This is a genomic window from Segetibacter koreensis DSM 18137 (assembly GCF_000374045.1).
In the GTDB taxonomy this organism is placed as follows: Bacteria; Bacteroidota; Bacteroidia; order Chitinophagales; family Chitinophagaceae; genus Segetibacter; species Segetibacter koreensis.
Genome location: NZ_KB893319.1, coordinates 132,222 through 148,969, shown reverse-complemented (window position 1 = coordinate 148,969; position 16,748 = coordinate 132,222). Strand labels below are relative to the sequence as shown.

General features: G+C 37.4%; 12 protein-coding genes. 9 read left to right on the top strand and 3 right to left on the bottom strand.

All coding sequences use genetic code 11. The features are described from left to right. Positions 1-14: 14 nt before the first annotated feature. On the bottom strand, positions 15-3,425 hold the full coding sequence (locus B154_RS0107680) for a trifunctional glycoside hydrolase family 18/polysaccharide deacetylase/glycosyltransferase family 2 protein (protein ID WP_018613135.1): 3,411 nt from the start codon (positions 3,423-3,425) through the stop codon (positions 15-17). 491 nt (positions 3,426-3,916) lie between these two features. On the opposite strand from B154_RS0107680, the gene B154_RS27935 reads away from it, so the two are divergent. Continuing rightward, entirely contained in the window at positions 3,917-6,568 is a 2,652-nt protein-coding gene (locus B154_RS27935; protein WP_018613132.1) for a T9SS type A sorting domain-containing protein, read from the top strand. Between the two features lie 79 nt (positions 6,569-6,647). Here B154_RS27935 and carB read toward each other — a convergent pair whose 3' ends face one another. Next, on the bottom strand, positions 6,648-8,288 hold the full coding sequence (carB, locus tag B154_RS27930; protein WP_018613130.1) for a carbamoyl-phosphate synthase large subunit: 1,641 nt from the start codon (positions 8,286-8,288) through the stop codon (positions 6,648-6,650). Positions 8,289-8,664: 376 nt separating this feature from the next. Between carB and B154_RS0107665 the strand changes: the two genes are divergently transcribed. From B154_RS0107665 to B154_RS0107655, 3 genes are all read left to right on the top strand, one after another. Continuing rightward, positions 8,665-10,389, top strand: coding sequence for a M23 family metallopeptidase (locus B154_RS0107665; RefSeq protein WP_018613128.1), 1,725 nt, complete (start codon positions 8,665-8,667; stop codon positions 10,387-10,389). Positions 10,390-10,516: 127 nt separating this feature from the next. After that, a complete protein-coding gene (gene bcp / locus B154_RS0107660) occupies positions 10,517-10,978 on the top strand; it encodes a thioredoxin-dependent thiol peroxidase (RefSeq protein WP_018613126.1) in 462 nt (153 codons plus the stop codon). 35 nt (positions 10,979-11,013) lie between these two features. After that, positions 11,014-11,334: a DUF4157 domain-containing protein gene (locus B154_RS0107655; RefSeq protein ID WP_018613124.1), complete on the top strand. Its 321-nt coding sequence runs from the start codon at positions 11,014-11,016 to the stop codon at positions 11,332-11,334. Here B154_RS0107655 and B154_RS0107650 read toward each other — a convergent pair. Continuing rightward, the gene (locus tag B154_RS0107650; RefSeq protein WP_018613123.1) at positions 11,322-12,083 is read right to left on the bottom strand and encodes a biotin--[acetyl-CoA-carboxylase] ligase; all 762 of its coding nucleotides are present in this window, start codon (positions 12,081-12,083) and stop codon (positions 11,322-11,324) included. The two genes, B154_RS0107655 and B154_RS0107650, sit on opposite strands and share 13 nt — an antisense overlap. A 184-nt stretch (positions 12,084-12,267) precedes the next feature. Between B154_RS0107650 and rsfS the strand changes: the two genes are divergently transcribed. The 5 genes from rsfS to B154_RS0107625 all read left to right on the top strand — a co-directional run bounded on the left by rsfS (position 12,268) and on the right by B154_RS0107625 (position 16,733). Then, the gene (gene rsfS, locus B154_RS0107645) at positions 12,268-12,672 is read left to right on the top strand and encodes a ribosome silencing factor (protein ID WP_018613121.1); all 405 of its coding nucleotides are present in this window, start codon (positions 12,268-12,270) and stop codon (positions 12,670-12,672) included. A gap of 65 nt (positions 12,673-12,737) precedes the next feature. Further along, positions 12,738-14,804 carry an ATP-dependent zinc metalloprotease FtsH gene (gene ftsH / locus B154_RS0107640; RefSeq protein ID WP_018613120.1) on the top strand — a complete coding sequence of 689 codons (2,067 nt, stop codon included), beginning with the start codon at positions 12,738-12,740 and terminating at the stop codon, positions 14,802-14,804. A 10-nt stretch (positions 14,805-14,814) separates the two neighbouring features. Further along, complete coding sequence (locus B154_RS0107635) at positions 14,815-15,450, top strand: LutC/YkgG family protein (RefSeq protein ID WP_018613118.1); 636 nt, start codon at positions 14,815-14,817, stop codon at positions 15,448-15,450. A 93-nt stretch (positions 15,451-15,543) separates the two neighbouring features. Further along, positions 15,544-15,972, top strand: coding sequence for a gamma-glutamylcyclotransferase family protein (locus B154_RS0107630; RefSeq protein ID WP_018613117.1), 429 nt, complete (start codon positions 15,544-15,546; stop codon positions 15,970-15,972). Positions 15,973-15,977: 5 nt separating this feature from the next. Next, positions 15,978-16,733 (top strand): UDP-2,3-diacylglucosamine diphosphatase, encoded by a 756-nt coding sequence (locus tag B154_RS0107625; RefSeq protein ID WP_018613116.1) that lies wholly within the window; start codon positions 15,978-15,980, stop codon positions 16,731-16,733. Positions 16,734-16,748 lie beyond the last annotated feature (15 nt).

The following is a 16,748-nucleotide window of genomic DNA, read 5'->3' as shown; positions in this document are numbered from 1 at the left end:
CAAAGCCAAATTAATTATACCGGTTGTACCTTCTCAGGCACGCTTAACTCCTTTACATTTCCTGTTCTTTTTAAAACACCCCATTGCTGTAGTTCTCCTTTGATCGCCCTTTTAAACGAACGGAACAAAACTATATACATGAGCCAGCGATATGCGAACCTTTGCGGAATTAACCATATAAGTTTATTGAATTTCTCCTTTTCAAAGCTAAAAGCCATAAGAGCAATTGCCGCATCCACTAACATAAATAATAAATAATAGTTTCCAATTTTTGCTGCATTATCTGTCATAAGACCAATGATCATTAAAACATCTGCAAGAGGAGAGAATACCGGGATGATAAACTGAAACAGTAAAATATTTGGCAACGCTATCCATCCCAACGATTTATAATTGTTATTAAATAAAGTCTCACGATGTTTCCAGAATGTTTGCATAACTCCAAAACTCCATCTAAACCGTTGTTTTAAAAACTGCCTTATAGTCTCAGGCGCTTCGGTCATAGCAATTGCCTGGTTCTCGTTTTCAACCAGGTACCCACATTGTAAGATACGAATAGTCAGATCGCAATCCTCAGCCAGGGTATCTGTAGTAAAGCCTCCTGCTTCTTCAAGCACCTGTTTTCTAAATGCACCTATTGCGCCGGGCACAACGGTAATTGCATTAATATAGGCAAAAGCTTTACGATCAAAGTTTTGGCTCGTGATGTATTCTATACTTTGCCATCGGCTTATAAGGTTTACTTCATTACCAACTTTTACATTTCCCGCTACCGCACCCACTTTTCCTTGCCTGCCTTGCTCTGTTGATAAAAAATGTCGCATCAAAAGTCTGACAGCATCAGGTTTGAGTTTTGTATCAGCGTCAATACATATAACGTAGTCGGCAGTAGTTTGAGATATTCCAAAGTTGAGTGCAGATGCTTTACCGCCGTTCGGCTTAGTCATTACTTTCACCTTCGGATGATTAGAGAATGAATTGCTAACTTTTTCATAAGTGCTGTCTTTGCTTCCATCATCAACAAAAATGATATTGAAATTTTCATAATCGCATTTTAATAAATTCGTTAGTGAATTTACTGCATTCACTTCTTCGTTATATGCCGGAACGATTATACTTACAAGGGGTTTATCAGATGAGGAATTATAAATTATTGACTGTTCTTTGCGGTGCTGTTTCCATGCAAGGAAAGCCATGAATAAAAGCCTTGCCATGCCCAGAATAAGAAATACAACAAACAATGAAAACATTATATGCCCAATATAATAACCCGCTTCCAGGATAAACATATATATCTGAATATTTCTGTAGCCACTGCCTTTCGGAACTCCAGGCATCATGTCATCTCTTCTTTTGCCTAACAAATGTGAAACAGTGGTAAAAGTGTATCCATTATCTCTAAAATATTGAATAATTCGTGGTAAGGCCTTAACGGTTTGGCTGCGGTCGCCGCCTGCGTCGTGAAGAAGAATAATATTACCATTTTGCTGATACCTGACAACCCGTTTAAAGATACTGTCAGCAGATATACCCGGCTCCCAATCTTCGGGATCAATGCTTTCTCCCACAGTCAAATAATTTCTGGTACGGCTTAGTGCTACAGGAATCAATTCTTCCATTTGTTCGGGTTCACTGTCCGCATTAAAAGGAGCTCTGAACATAATAGTTGAATGACCCGTTATACATTCTATAAGTAACCTTGTTGCATCCATTTCCATTAAAGCCCGCTTATCGCTGACTTCTGCCATATTGGGGTGTGAGAATGTATGGTTACCTATTTCGTGACCTTCTGAATAAATTCTTTTCACCAACGGTATATTTGATTCCGCCTGGATACCAACTATAAAAAAAGCCGCAGGTACATGATATTTTGCAAGTGTATCCAGCACTTCTCTTGTATACTCCGGATCTGGTCCGTCATCAAAAGTCAGCACCATCTGCTTGCCCCTCGCCTTTCCCCATTTTTTTACCACAAACATAGAAGGAAGAGTATCATAATGCTCTTCACTAATTAACATTTCAGCAGTATCTATTTCAGGAGTTATATGTCCCGCACGGGGTTTAGATAAGACATCTAATATTTCACCTTCACCTACATAATCTACATCATTGCTGCTTTCTACCGTATTAAAATCGGCAAAGTTGAAACTGGCAAGAGCAGGCTTAGACATCTCTTTGTTATAAAAATCCCATAAGCGGGTATCCTCACTTCCGAGGCGCCATAAAGCAGTACCTGCAAGACCGTACTCAGTTGCAAATCTCAGGGTATTAAAATTAGTTCCGGCATCTGTAAAATATACTTCATGCTGCTTATCGCTGTCATCATAATAACTATAATGGAGATTGTAAGTATTGTCATCAAAATCTACCTCTGCTTCACTTTCCCGGGCAGTACTTAACGCTTCCTGGTAAGTAACTGTTTCTGCAGCACCTTTTTCAGGCCAGTCGTAACCATAGCCGGCCATTCCCAAAACTATTTTTTTAGCGGGCACTACTTTCGCCATTTCGTCTACGGCAGCCTGCATCCAATCCTGGCTGCTTATGTCCCCAGGCTTACCGTCTGAAGAATGTTCATCATACGCCATCAGAAATAAATAATCATTGTACCTGGATAAAGCTTTATAATCATAATCTTCATTTAAAGGAATAACATCCTGCGTTACGAGTAAACCATTGGCGTGAAGGCGGTTGTACAATTCTTTCTGAAAACCCGATAAAACCTCGTTGTGCGTTTCGATCAACTCTTCAAAATCAATGTTAATTCCCTGGAATTTATTCTCTTGTAAAAGCTTTACCAGGTCATTTATTAATCTGTCCCTTTTCGCAGGATTTGTTATAATCCTGTGTACCACATCGCCTCTCCATTTTTCATTAATATTATTAGTAAGCATCGGCATTACCTTTACTCCCGACGCTTTAATTAAATCAAACGCTCTTTTATCAATATTAGTTTTAATTGTATCTGCATCAGGATCTAAAAAAAACCATTCCGGTAATACAAGATTTAATTTACTGATGCTTCTTTTGAGTGAAAAAAAAGATTGCGGATCCCAGGCTACATAAAAAGCTGAACGAATGCCTGCCGGGGAATTCCAATTGTAGGCAGCACTTACATTGACAGGCAAAGAAGATCCCTGTCCACATCCTTTCCCTTTGGCCCACCGTGTATTTATAAATTGTTTAAAACCTGTATATTCCTTTGGAAGTTTAGATCGTTTTTCAATAAAATTTTTTCTTTCCTGCAATGCCTTTTTAGCAACACCTTCCATGTTAAGCTGAGGGGTGTACTCTGTCTCCATAGCTATAATAATGACCGCAATAGCCAATAGCAAACAGAATATTAAAAAACGGCTTCCCCATTTAAATCTTGCCCAGCGTGCAGAATTTGAAGTTTGAAAAATTTGTTGAGAAGGATTCTGAAACATATATGATGTAAATAAGACAGCAATTTTTATACAGTAATTATTGAGTCAAACGATTATTAACGTTGATTTATTTAACTGTATGGTTAAAATATTTAAAAATTGTTCCGTTTTAAATTCAAAGGTTTTTTTAAATATCATGTTCGTTTAATATTAGTAAGATGTAAAAGCATTAATATAGGTCCTAAATGTTTTATTATCTTTTATTATTATTAATAATTCCTTCATTAACACTTACCAATTAGCGTTACATTTCACTACCATTTTATTAACCACTTTTCCTTTTAAAAATAATCTTATTTATATAATAAAGCCAGCATTTATTATTAATATTGCCACTTATAACTACATTAATTTATAAAAATTTCCAATTCTTTTCTTATATTCAGAAGAAAAATCAGGTGTAATGTATTAAATGATATTTAAACATAGACCGCCTGTTCTTAATCACAATATTCTATCACCAGCAGCTGTTTTTTCACCAATGATAAAATATGATTATAAATTATACCCTTTCTTCGCGGAAATATTTTACCTTCTTTTTTAAATTTTGTTTTGCTTTATTCTTTTTCGGCAGATCTTCTTCCACACTTATAGCACAATCAGTTGGTTTAAATATTAAAGTTAATTTTCAGGATTCGTCTACAACACCTCCTACCGGTTGGATACGAGACTTTGGTCAACCTTTTGGTCTCCGCACCCTTTCGCACCAGGGTTCAGGTCTTTATTATGGATGGGTAAAAAGGTATGATAACACTCCTCTCAGGCTTAGTAAAAACGGGCGAAAAAGAAGTTCTCCTGCAAATATTTCACTTGCTACCTTAATGCATATGCAGGCAAATAATATCACTACGACATTTTCAGGCACTAAAACGGAGGGCAGATGGAGAGTTAAGATACCTAATGGTAAGTATGATGTAAAAGTTTCTGTTGGTGACGGCACCGAAATTGACAGTAAGCACACTATTAATATCGAAGGCAAAAAAGTGATTTCCGCATTTGTACCTACCTCAACCCAAAAGTTTAAATCTGCAATTGTAACAGTGTCTGTTTCCGATGGGTACTTGACCATAGATGCTATCGGAGGAACAAATACCAAAATAAATACCGTTACCATTCAGCCGTGCAGACCTGCTGTGGTATCAGTAAATCCATTGAACGGAGAAAAAAGTGTAAGCGAGAATACATCTATATCAACAAATATTTTACAATTACCAAATGGTGGCATTAATAACAATACCATTACCTCTGGCTCTGTGTATCTTACAGAGACGGCCACAGGGGCAGTAGTTCCTTCACATGTTAATGGAACCGGCGGAGGTGATGCAATAACTCTTGTGCCAACTTCTTCGTTAAAATTAAACACCACCTATAAATTTAATATTACTTCGGCAGTTAAAGACCTGTTTGGAGGATCGTTTGTTCCTTTTTCCAGCACATTTACTACAACATCTACGGCAACTCCGGATAATAGTTCAATACGGTTTGATAAGATAAGCTTACCCACTGCTACGGGGCGACATTCGAGCCTTACAATAGGGCCGGACGGTAAACTATATGCAATAACCATTGATGGTATAATTAAACGCTTTACAATAAACCCTGACGGAACTTTAGGAACTCCGCAATTAATCTATTCACTGCAGGATGCGTCGGGAATACGAAAACAAAGATTATCCCTTGGTTTTGCTTTTGATCCCTCAGCTACTGCAACTAACCTTATCGCGTGGGTTACAAATGATTCGTACGTGTTTATAAATGGCCCGGATTGGGATGGAAAACTCACAAGACTCAGCGGCAGCAATCTCCAGATAGTTCAGGATGTACTTATTAATTTACCGCGGTCAGCTAAAGATCATGTAACCAATAGTATAGCTTTTGGTCCTGATGGGGCTTTATATTTTACCCAGGGTAGCACCTCGGCAATGGGACGGGCAGACCAAACATGGGGCAACAGAAATGAACATTTACTTTCAGGAGCAGTTTTACGATTAGATGTTTCCAAGCTCGGTTCTCTTCCTTTAAATGTAAAAACTTCTGAGGGCGGAGGAACTTATAACCCTTATTCTTCTAATGCTCCATTAACTATTTATGCCTCGGGTACCCGAAATGCTTATGACCTTGTCTGGCATAGTAACGGGAGTCTTTATGCTCCAACCAACGGCTCTGCTGCAGGAGGCAATACTCCTGCATCTGTAACCGGCACTTTAAGGACAAATGGTACAACTTATAAAGGTCCTTCAATCCCGGCCTTAACCAATGTACAGCAGACGCAAAAAGATTTTCTTTTCAGAATAGTAAAAGGAGGTTACTATGGTCATCCAAATGCATTGAGAGGCGAATATGTTTTAAATGGAGGAAACCCTACATCGAATAAAGATGTGTCCGAAGTGACAAGCTATCCCATAGGCACGCTACCTGATGCTAACTGGAGAGGTTTCGCTTTCGATTTTCACAGTAATATTTCTCCCAATGGTGCTATTGAGTATAAAAGCTCAGTATTCAATGGTGCTTTAAAGGGAAAGTTGCTGGTAGTAAGGTATAGCCAATATGACGATATCATCACCCTTACTCCTGGCACGTCAAAAGACATTGTCAGTTCAATTGAAGGAAAATCCATTACAGGATTTTCGGGGTTCGTTGATCCCCTCGACCTTACTGAAAATGTAAAAAATGGAAATATTTATGTGTCAGAATATGGAGGAAACGGTCAAATAACCTTACTAAAACCACATACCGGTACAACTTCTGCCCGTGCTCAACCAATTAATAATGCACAGCCTACTTCTGTAAAAAGTTCCTATAAACAATTTCCTTCCTGCGATGATACTTTAGCATTTGCATACCCAACAGAACTGTCAGAACTATTAATGGAAAGCCTTACCGACACGGAAAAACCAAAAGTTAATCCGAATCCCTTTCAAAAAAGATTCAATATCGAATTTCCCCGGACATATGAAGGAGAGTTTACCCTGCAAATTGTAGACGCGCTAGGAAAAGTGTACGACCTGGGAAAAAGAAGATTAAAAGCGGGTGGAAGCAACTTATCAATAGATGTTTCCAGGTTTTATTTTAAGCCCGGTATTTATTTTCTCAAAATACAATCTGACTCAAAACTCGAGACAATTAAACTATTAATACAATAAGATTACTTATTTAAAATTGTTTAAATAATAAAGGTTGCTTCTTTTAGCAACCTTTATTATTTATTTTGAATGCTGTTTCTTATTCAAACGTACTATAAAAATAAGGAGTTTTAGCCTCAAATTCTGCACTGCAGGTATCTACCATTTTATACACGCGCGAAATTCCTAATGCCTTTCTCTTTTCGTATACCTGGTCTTCGGTACAATTTCTCATTATTCTTGAAATCTGCTCATCACCAAATCCATTTTTCTTAGCCTCTTTCAGCAATTCTTCAGGTAAGGTGTCTATAGTGTATTTTGAAAGTTCCTTTTCGATTTCACATATCTTTTGTATCTGATATAAAAACCACCTGTCGATACCTGTTGCCTGTGAAATTGTCTTTACGGTAACTCCTTCCATCAAAGCATCTTTAATTCTAAAGATTCTATCCCACTTTGGTATTTTAATATATTCAAGTATTTCAGCACTTTTCATCAGGCTTTTTCCATAATAGCCCAGTCCTACTGCATCATTTTCCAGGCTTTGACACGCCTTTTGAAGCGCCTCGGTAAAACTTCTTCCAATGGCCATTACTTCCCCAACGCTCTTCATTTGTAAACCTAGGGTATCATTACCGCCTTTAAACTTATCAAAATTCCAACGTGGCACTTTTACGATCACATAGTCAAGAGCAGGTTCAAAGTAAGCCGATGTAGTTTGCGTAATCTGGTTCTTCAATTCATCCAAGTTGTAACCGATGGCAAGCTTTGCAGCTACTTTAGCAATAGGATAACCGGTAGCTTTAGAAGCAAGAGCCGACGAACGGCTCACACGAGGATTGATCTCGACTGCAATCAGTTCTTCAGTATCAGGATTCAATGCGAACTGCACATTGCAACCTCCTGCAAAATTTCCAAGACTGCGCATCATTAAAATTGCTTTATTCCGCATGTCCTGAAAGGCGGTATCGCTTAAAGTCATAGCCGGAGCTACGGTTATACTGTCACCAGTATGTATCCCCATTGGGTCAACATTTTCAACCGTGCATATTATTACTACATTATCAGCCTTATCGCGCAGCAGTTCCAATTCATATTCCTTCCAGCCAAGCACTGCTTTTTCTACGAGTACTTCATGTATGGGTGATGCAGTAAGGCCTCTGTTAAGTGCCTCATCCAATTCATCTTTTGTATGTACAAATCCACCTCCCGTACCTCCTAAAGTAAATGAAGGGCGTATTACAAGTGGAAATCCTATTTGCTGTGCAAATTCTTTTCCTTCCAGGAAGCTGTTGGCAACCTTGCTGGGAGCAACTGCTATCCCTATTCTCACCATTAACTGCCTGAATTTTTCACGGTCCTCAGCAGTATCTATGGCTGCAACATCAACACCGATCATTCTTACATTATACTTGTCCCATACACCTAATTCATCAGCCTCTTTACAAAGATTAAGTGCCGTTTGTCCTCCCATGGTAGGTAAAACCGCATCAATCTGGTTTTCTTCAAGTATCTGCTCAATGCTTTCTACAGTAAGGGGTAACAGGTAAACTCTATCGGCCATCATTGGGTCAGTCATGATAGTCGCTGGATTACTGTTAATCAAAATAACCTTAATTCCTTCTTCCCGTAAACTACGGGCCGCCTGCGAGCCGGAATAATCAAATTCACAAGCCTGGCCAATCACTATGGGACCTGAACCAACTATTAAAACTGATTTTATCGAATTATCTTTTGGCATAAAAAAACAAACCTTGTTTGAAAGTAAATAATGGTAATTTTTCGGCCATAAAAGTCTTTCTAAATGATTAACAAACTTTTAGGTGCGAGACAAATTCCGCAAATGTAAGCCTGTGTAATCAGAATGACTGGTTAATTTTTTAAAATTTTTTTTGTAACGAACCCCACCTCTTTGTTCAAAAACGTTGCGTCGTACTCTTGTACAGAAAATCTTTAATCAACTTTTTCCATTGTTTTATCTATTTTCAATAATAGAGAACAGTAACTTTTTTTTAAGTTAATATCAATTTTGATGTTTTAAACGTTTTAATTGAATTGTTGGATATTTGCCTTGTGGCTTAGTCCCTGCAAATTTTCAAAAATCAATTAGAACACAGATGAAGAAAATAACGGCAGCAATATTACTTTCTTTTAATTCGCTATTTTCTTTTGCCCCGGTTAATTCCCAGGTTTTAATTTTTTTACCTGATTATCCTCAATCCTATTTTAGAGACCCGCTTGGCATACCCATATCCTTAGCCGCCAATTTTGGAGAGCTTCGGCCCAATCACTTTCACATGGGGCTAGACATTCGTACAAACCAAAGAGAGAACTTGCCTGTATATGCAGCAGCGAAAGGATATGTAAGCAAAATAAAAATTGAAAAATCAGGTTTTGGTCATGCTATTTATATAAATCATCCAAATGGTTACACAACGTTATACGCGCATCTCAACAAATTTTATGATCCGCTCGAGGATTTTGTAACCGCCAAACAGTATGCTGACCAGCAATGGGAACAGGAAGTAGATTTTGAACCAAATCAATTTCCCGTTGAAAAAGGACAATTGATTGCATACAGTGGTAATACCGGTGGGTCAGAGGGCCCACATTTGCACTTTGAGATTCGCGACACTAAAACTGGTAACAATCTTAATCCGTGGATATTTGGTATGGGATTAACAGACAAAATGCCTCCCACAATTTATAAATTGTACTATTACGACCGGCGATACAGCACTTACCAGGTTAAGCCGCTACCTATACCAATTGTAGGAGACCGGGCAAAGTATACATCAAAACAAAGTGTGGTAACCCTTACTTCACCGGTTGTAAGTTTTGGTATTTCTGCTGAAGACAAAATACATATTTCATCTTTTAAATATGGGATATATGAAACTGCTTTGTCAATAGATGGCATAAAACGATCTGGCTTTGCATTAAATAATATTTCTTACGATGATACAAGATATGTAAACGGAAGTATCGATTACAAAACCCGAGCATCGGGCGGTCCTTATATTCAACATCTTAGCAGGCTTCCGGGAAATCATAGCACTATTTTCTCAACAGCAGCAGACGGAAAAATAGTGCTGGCAGATACACTAATTCATACAGCAGAGATTTTAGTAAAAGATGCAGTAGGCAATACCTCGACCCTTACCTTCAAATTCAGATGGTCGCCCTCGACAACAGATGATCTTGTTTTTCCTCAAAACAGCATAAATATGGCCCCGGGAAAAGCAAATACATTGCAAATGGATGATATTGAAGCTGACTTTTCCCCTAAAGCTTTTTATGATACAGTTCCATTTGTTTACAGTGCAGAATTGTCAAAAGACACTAAAGTTGTATCAGCTATTCATCACCTGCATAATTTTACTGTACCTGTGCATGATAGTTTTATGGTACGCATAAAACCTACAGCACTTATTCCAGACAATTTAAAAGACAGAATAGTTATGCAGCTAATTAGTAACCATAAAATTGAAGCTGTAAAAGGTCAATGGAAAGAAGGTTGGATGGAAGCGAAATTCCGAGACCTGGGGCTAGTTAAATTATTGATCGATACTATACCACCAAGAGTTGCAATAGCGGGATGGACAAACGGAGCAAACTTAAGAAACAAAAAATCAATAGCTATAGCAACAAGTGACAACGTGGACGACGTTAAAAGCTTTACAGCATTTTTAGATGGAAATTGGTTAATGTTCAGCAGGAAGAATAATACGTTTACTCACCTGTTTGATAAAAGAACCGGCCCGGGCAAACATGAATTAGTAGTTGAGGTAGAAGATGAGGCAGGAAACGTTACCGAAAGAACCTACACTTTCACACGATAAACAATCGTTTTACCTAAAAAAAATACTTGCTGCAAAAAAGACATGTAATAATCTCTCAAACTTTTCAACCATTTTTACCTGAATTTTGTAATTGAGCTACAAAGACCTTAACTAAAAATTTTACAAAATGAGCGAACTTAAAGAAGGAGACAAAGCGCCGGTTTTTGAAGGTGTAGACCAAAATGGTAAAAGCGTATCTTTAAATGATTTTAAAGGGAAAAAAGTTATTTTATACTTTTATCCAAAAGACGACACCCCGGGATGTACCGCCCAGGCATGTAACCTGAGAGACAATTATCATGAATTAATTCAGAAAGGCTTCCAGGTTGTTGGAATAAGTACAGACAGTGTAAAAAGCCACAAGAAGTTTGAAGATAAATATTCGCTGCCCTTTCCCTTGATTGCGGATGAAGAAAAGAAAATAGTAGGGCAATATGGCGTGTGGGGAGAAAAGAAAATGATGGGCAAAAGCTATATGGGAACAAACCGAACGACTTTTTTAATTGATGAAGACGGAACTATAAAAAAGATTATTACGAAGCCAGATACAAAAAATCAAACGGAGCAGGTTTTGAATGCCTGGAGTTAATTTGAGTATTTTAACGACTAAGATGATTCTTAGCAATGACAAAAGTAAAAATCAAAGAAAATTCATTTATTGCCCGAATCGCTGCTTATAAATTAAACAGCGATTCGGTTGCAATGGTTATAGGAAAAACAATCTACTTACACAACTCAAGTAGAGAAGAATTCTTAAATAATGAAAGGTGGGTACGGCACGAAGTGGCTCACGTTAAGCAGTACGGTCAATTAGGTCTGTTTCGATTTTTAGCCCTGTACCTTTTAGAGACTTTTAATAAAGGATATCAAAATAACCGATTTGAAGTAGATGCAAGACAAAAGGAAAAAGATATATCCGTACTTTCTGAAATTTATTTTGGCTGAGGTATTATCCAATTAACACTTCCATAGGTAAGAGCCATAGGTCGATCCGTCTTTACTAATAGTTCGCCATTTCTACTTACCCCGGTAACTACAGCATTAAATATGCTCCCATCTTTTTTAAAAGTTACCATTTCATCTAGCTTGTACAAGTGGCTTGAATATTCCTGTAAAAGATCATTATCTTTTTGCTCTTTTAACTGTTTCCACCGGTAATCCAGGCATTGGCATAGCTCCTTTGCCAAATCGGTTACATTAAATGACTTACCTGTTATTTGTTTCAATGAAACTGGATTTGGCAGGTCAGCAGGAAAAAAAGTTTGGTTAATATTTATACCAAGGCCTGCTATCGAAAATTTCCATTCTTTCCCCTTCAACACGTTTTCTATCAGCATTCCCCCTGCCTTTCTGTCTCTCCAATAAATATCATTAGGCCACTTAATACTTGTTTCATCAATTGTATATTTATTAAAAAGATCAAAGCATGCCAAAGCTACAGTTACATTTAAAAGAAACTGATTATCAATACCAAGAAAGGCTGGTTCTAAAACTGTGCTCATGATTATATTTTCTCCGTGCACTGCCTTCCAGGCCTTTCCGCGCTGTCCTTTTCCCGCATTTTGGTATTGTGCAAACCATGTTGCTCCATGTACTGCCATTTGTGCCTGCACCTGCCTCATGGCATAGTTGTTGGTGCTGTCTACTTCACATAATTCAAAAAACGGTTCACCTATAGGGTTTTCAGGTCGCAAAGAATTAGTATTTTTGACAAAGATAGATTTAGCAGGTAAAAAGATAGATATATTAAGTAATTTTAAATTGAATTAAAATCATCGAAAATCCTGGTTTAACTCTATCTGTTACAACTTTATACCTTGGTGTAGTGTTACAAATAAAACCTTATAAACCGTATTATTAATTTAAAGATTTCATTTATTGGAACCACTTTCATTATTATCTATCCGTAAAAAAAGTTCAGCGACAAAACTTACCAAAAGCTCCAAACTTTTTAAAACTATTATAAAATCTATTCAGGAAAAGAAAGGTGAAAATATAGTTTCACTTGATTTACGTAAAATACATGAAGCAGTAGCAGATTTTTTTATTATTTGCGAAGCAAGTAATCCACAACAAATCAGGGCTATAGGAGAATTTGTAGAAGAAGAGGTAAAGAAAAATTGCAACGAACAGGCTTTTAAACACGAAGGTTACCAGGCTCTTCAATGGGTTCTTATAGATTATGTTAATATAGTTGTACATGTAATGCTTCCCGAATCCAGAAAGTTTTATCAACTTGAAGAAATGTGGAGTGATGCAGTAAGAGAGGAGCATGAGGGTTAAGCTTACAGTAAATATTTTAAAAAAACTAAAAAAGGAAAATTTCTGACTTACAGAGATGAAGAAACATGGCACAAGAAGATAAAAAAATAAAAGATTTTAGAAACATTCCAGGACTACCGTCCGGCGATGATAAGCCAAACAGGAAAGGGCCAAAATTCAGCATTTACTGGATTTATGCAATTATTGCGGTTGTTCTAATTGCAGCAAATCTGTTTAATATGAGCGCTGACGCAGTTAAAACAACAGAGTTAGAATTCAGGCAGCAAATGTTGGCAAAGGGAGATGTTGAAAAACTCGACTTGATTAAGAACAAGGAATTAGTAAGGGTATATATAAAACAGGATAGCCTAAATAAGCCTTTCTATGAGAAAAAAATAAAAAAACCTACTACCGGCTTTAACAAAGGTCCTCAATTTGAATTTACTGTAACAGATTGGGAAAGTTTTAATGCCAGCCAAAACCAGTTTTTTACAGACACAGCTGCTAACCCTTTGGGAATACAAAAGGTTCCGGAGAATGTTACGAACGAAGGCGAATGGTTTGGTCCAATAGCTAACACCCTTGTAACTATTTTTCTCTTCGTAGGACTATGGATATTGCTTATGCGTAAAATGGGAGGCCCAAGTGGTGGCGGGGGTCCGGGAGGTATTTTTAATATTGGAAAATCAAAGGCTACATTATTTGAAAAAGGTACCCGTGTAAATATTAACTTCGGTGATGTCGCTGGTCTCGATGAAGCCAAGGTGGAAGTAATGGAGATTGTGGATTTTCTTAAAAACCCTAAAAAATATACTGCTCTTGGCGGAAAAATACCCAAAGGTGCGCTACTGGTTGGCCCTCCTGGTACGGGTAAAACTTTACTTGCTAAAGCAATGGCCGGAGAAGCGCAGGTTCCGTTTTTTAGCTTAAGCGGAAGTGATTTTGTTGAAATGTTTGTCGGTGTAGGTGCGAGCCGCGTGCGGGACTTATTTAAACAGGCAAGAGAAAAAGCTCCTTGTATTATATTTATTGATGAAATAGATGCAATTGGTCGTGCTCGTGGCAGAAACGCTATCATGAGCAACGATGAAAGAGAAAACACCCTTAACCAGCTCCTTGTAGAAATGGATGGTTTCGGAACTGATATTGGTATTATCATTCTAGCAGCTACCAACCGCCCTGATGTTTTAGATACGGCATTATTGAGACCTGGACGTTTTGACAGGCAAATTTCTATTGACCGTCCTGATGTAAAGGGTCGTGAAGCTATTTTCAAGGTGCATCTGAAGCCGATAAAAATTTCTCAAACTCTTGACATTCATAAGCTGGCAGAGCAAACTCCTGGTTTTGCAGGTGCCGATATTGCCAATGTTTGTAATGAAGCAGCGTTAATTGCCGCAAGAAAAAATAAAGATGCGGTTGATATGAGCGATTTTCAGGATGCTATCGACCGTGTGATTGGCGGTCTTGAGAAGAAAAATAAAATAATCCTTCCTGAAGAAAAAGAGATAATTGCTTATCACGAAGCAGGACATGCAATATGTGGATGGTTTCTTGAACATGCTTATCCTTTATTAAAGGTTACTATTGTGCCTCGTGGTACAGCAGCGCTGGGATATGCACAGTACACACCTAAAGAACAATACCTATACAACACAGACCAGTTATTTGACCAGATTTGTATGACATTAGGCGGAAGAGCTGCAGAAGATATTTTCTTTGGAAAGATTTCTACCGGCGCCAGTAATGACTTGCAACAGATTACCAAGATAGCTTACTCAATGGTAACGGTGTATGGTATGAATGGAAAGATTGGTAATATAAGTTACTACGACCCTTCACAGGAAAACACGTTTACTAAGCCTTACAGTGAAGAAACGGGTAAAATGATTGACGAAGAAGTAAGAAAGCTGATTGCTGAGGCCTACGTAAGTACCAAAAGTCTTTTGACTGAAAAGAGAAGAGAAGTTGAGATTTTGGCTAAGGAACTTCTGGAAAAAGAAGTTTTATTTCAAAGCGATGTTGAAAAGCTAATTGGTAAAAGACCTTTCGAAGATAAAAAAATACTGGACGTTGCGCACCAGGACGCCAATACAGAACTGAGCGCACCTCCTGAGAAAACAGTAGTAGATACAATAAACCAAATTGATTAATGAAACATGTATGAAAGTTTCATCTTCTAAAGAAAACATTTTAAAAAAAATAAGACAGGCACTGGCAAACCCGGTGCCTGTTCCATTTCCACACAGTGAAGGAAATACAAGTGTTTTTCAACCTTTACAAAAAGAACTGGAAATAGAATTTGCAGAAAACTTTACAGGTTTACTTGGAAGGTTTTCTTTTTGTTTAGATGAGAAAGAACTGGCTGAACAACTTCATCATCTTACCGCTAGTAAACAACTAAAGACAATATTTTGCAACGAAACAGAAATTAAAGAAAAACTGGCAAATTCTGGTTTTACTAATTTTTCTGCCAGTAATGTTGCTACGTGTGATGCAAGTATTACAGGGTGTGAACTATTAATTGCACGAACTGGTAGTTTACTTATGAGTTCGACGCAACCAAGCGGAAGAACTAGCAGTGTTTATGCGCCTATTCATATTTGTATTGCCTACACAAGTCAGCTCGTATATGATATTAAAGAAGGTTTGCAAATTTTAAAAGAAAAATATGCTGGCAACCTACCGTCTTTAATAACCCTTGCAACTGGCCCAAGCCGTACCGCGGATATCGAAAAAACGCTGGTGGTGGGTGTTCACGGACCAAAAGAGGTGTATGTGTTCTTAGTAGAAGGATAAGTTTGTCGTAAATACTTTCTATTCCCGTTTTATTTTTCATGTTGATGTCACCAACTTTGCTTTTAACTCTGTTCCTTTTATAACTTTAACCGCATGGAAAATAAGATCACCAATTTGTTTGTGTATGGAACTTTAAGAAGCGGGTTTCATAATTCTGCTTATGCATATATAACCAAGCACTTCACTTTGATTGGTGAAGCTAAAGTAAAAGGTGTGTTATACAACGCAGGAGATTATCCTGCTGCCATGCCTACTACAGAAGAAAATTTTATTAAAGGTGAATTATATACAGCAAAAAGTACTGATGATTTTTTATGGGCGATTGAGCAGTTAGATACATATGAAGGAGTGGATGCAGAAGAAGGAGAGCCCGCATTGTACAAACGAGAATTAACTGAAGTGTTCTATAATAATACATCAACAAAAGCCTGGATATATTGGTATAATCAAAATCTAGATGGGTTAATTGTTATTCCATCGGGAGACTTTATGGATTCATTAGAACTTGAAAGTAAATCTTAAAAAGGATGGAGGTACCTAACGGTAAAAAAATTTATTTCTTGTCTGACTTTCATCTTGGCGCACCAAATTATGCCGATAGTTTACAAAGAGAAAAAAAAATAGTAGCTTTTTTAGAAAGCATAAGGCAGCAGGCAGCAGCAATCTTTATTGTTGGAGACATGTTTGACTTTTGGTTTGAATACAAAGATGTAACTCCAAAAGGATATGTGCGACTGCTTGGAAAACTTGCAGAAATAACTGACAGTGGAATTCCTATTCATTTTTTTGTTGGCAATCATGATATGTGGATGAATGACTACTTTGAAAAGGAATTGAACATTTCTGTATATTTTGAACCAAAAACCTTTGAATGGAATGGCAAAAAGTTTTTTATCGGTCATGGCGATGGTTTAGGTCCCAAAGATCATGGGTATAAACTTTTAAAAAAAGTATTTAGAAACAGAATTAGCCAAAGACTTTTTGGCTTTTTACATCCTTACGTGGGCATTGGTCTTGCTAATTATTTCAGCCGCAGCAGCCGAAAAAAAACAGGTTCTGCCGATGAAGTTTTTTTAGGCGAAGAAAATGAATGGCTCATAATCTTCTCAAGGCAAATTTTAGCAAAAGAACATTATGACTATTTCATTTTTGGCCATCGTCACTTGCCCATGGATATTACTTTATCTGATGAAAGCCATTATATAAATTTAGGAGACTGGATAAAATATTTTACCTACGCGGAATTTAACGGCCATGTTACTCAATTAAAAAAACTGCACTGATCTGAAAAACTTTTC

Bases quoted from the DNA above. Each gene is read 5' to 3' on its own strand.
- B154_RS0107680 (WP_018613135.1), bottom strand. From the start codon at position 3,425: ATGTTTCAGAATCCTTCTCAACAAATTTTTCAAACTTCAAATTCTGCA.
- B154_RS27935 (WP_018613132.1), top strand. From the start codon at position 3,917: ATGATTATAAATTATACCCTTTCTTCGCGGAAATATTTTACCTTCTTT.
- carB (WP_018613130.1), bottom strand. From the start codon at position 8,288: ATGCCAAAAGATAATTCGATAAAATCAGTTTTAATAGTTGGTTCAGGT.
- B154_RS0107665 (WP_018613128.1), top strand. From the start codon at position 8,665: ATGAAGAAAATAACGGCAGCAATATTACTTTCTTTTAATTCGCTATTT.
- bcp (WP_018613126.1), top strand. From the start codon at position 10,517: ATGAGCGAACTTAAAGAAGGAGACAAAGCGCCGGTTTTTGAAGGTGTA.
- B154_RS0107655 (WP_018613124.1), top strand. From the start codon at position 11,014: ATGACAAAAGTAAAAATCAAAGAAAATTCATTTATTGCCCGAATCGCT.
- ftsH (WP_018613120.1), top strand. From the start codon at position 12,738: ATGGCACAAGAAGATAAAAAAATAAAAGATTTTAGAAACATTCCAGGA.
- B154_RS0107635 (WP_018613118.1), top strand. From the start codon at position 14,815: ATGAAAGTTTCATCTTCTAAAGAAAACATTTTAAAAAAAATAAGACAG.
- B154_RS0107630 (WP_018613117.1), top strand. From the start codon at position 15,544: ATGGAAAATAAGATCACCAATTTGTTTGTGTATGGAACTTTAAGAAGC.
- B154_RS0107625 (WP_018613116.1), top strand. From the start codon at position 15,978: ATGGAGGTACCTAACGGTAAAAAAATTTATTTCTTGTCTGACTTTCAT.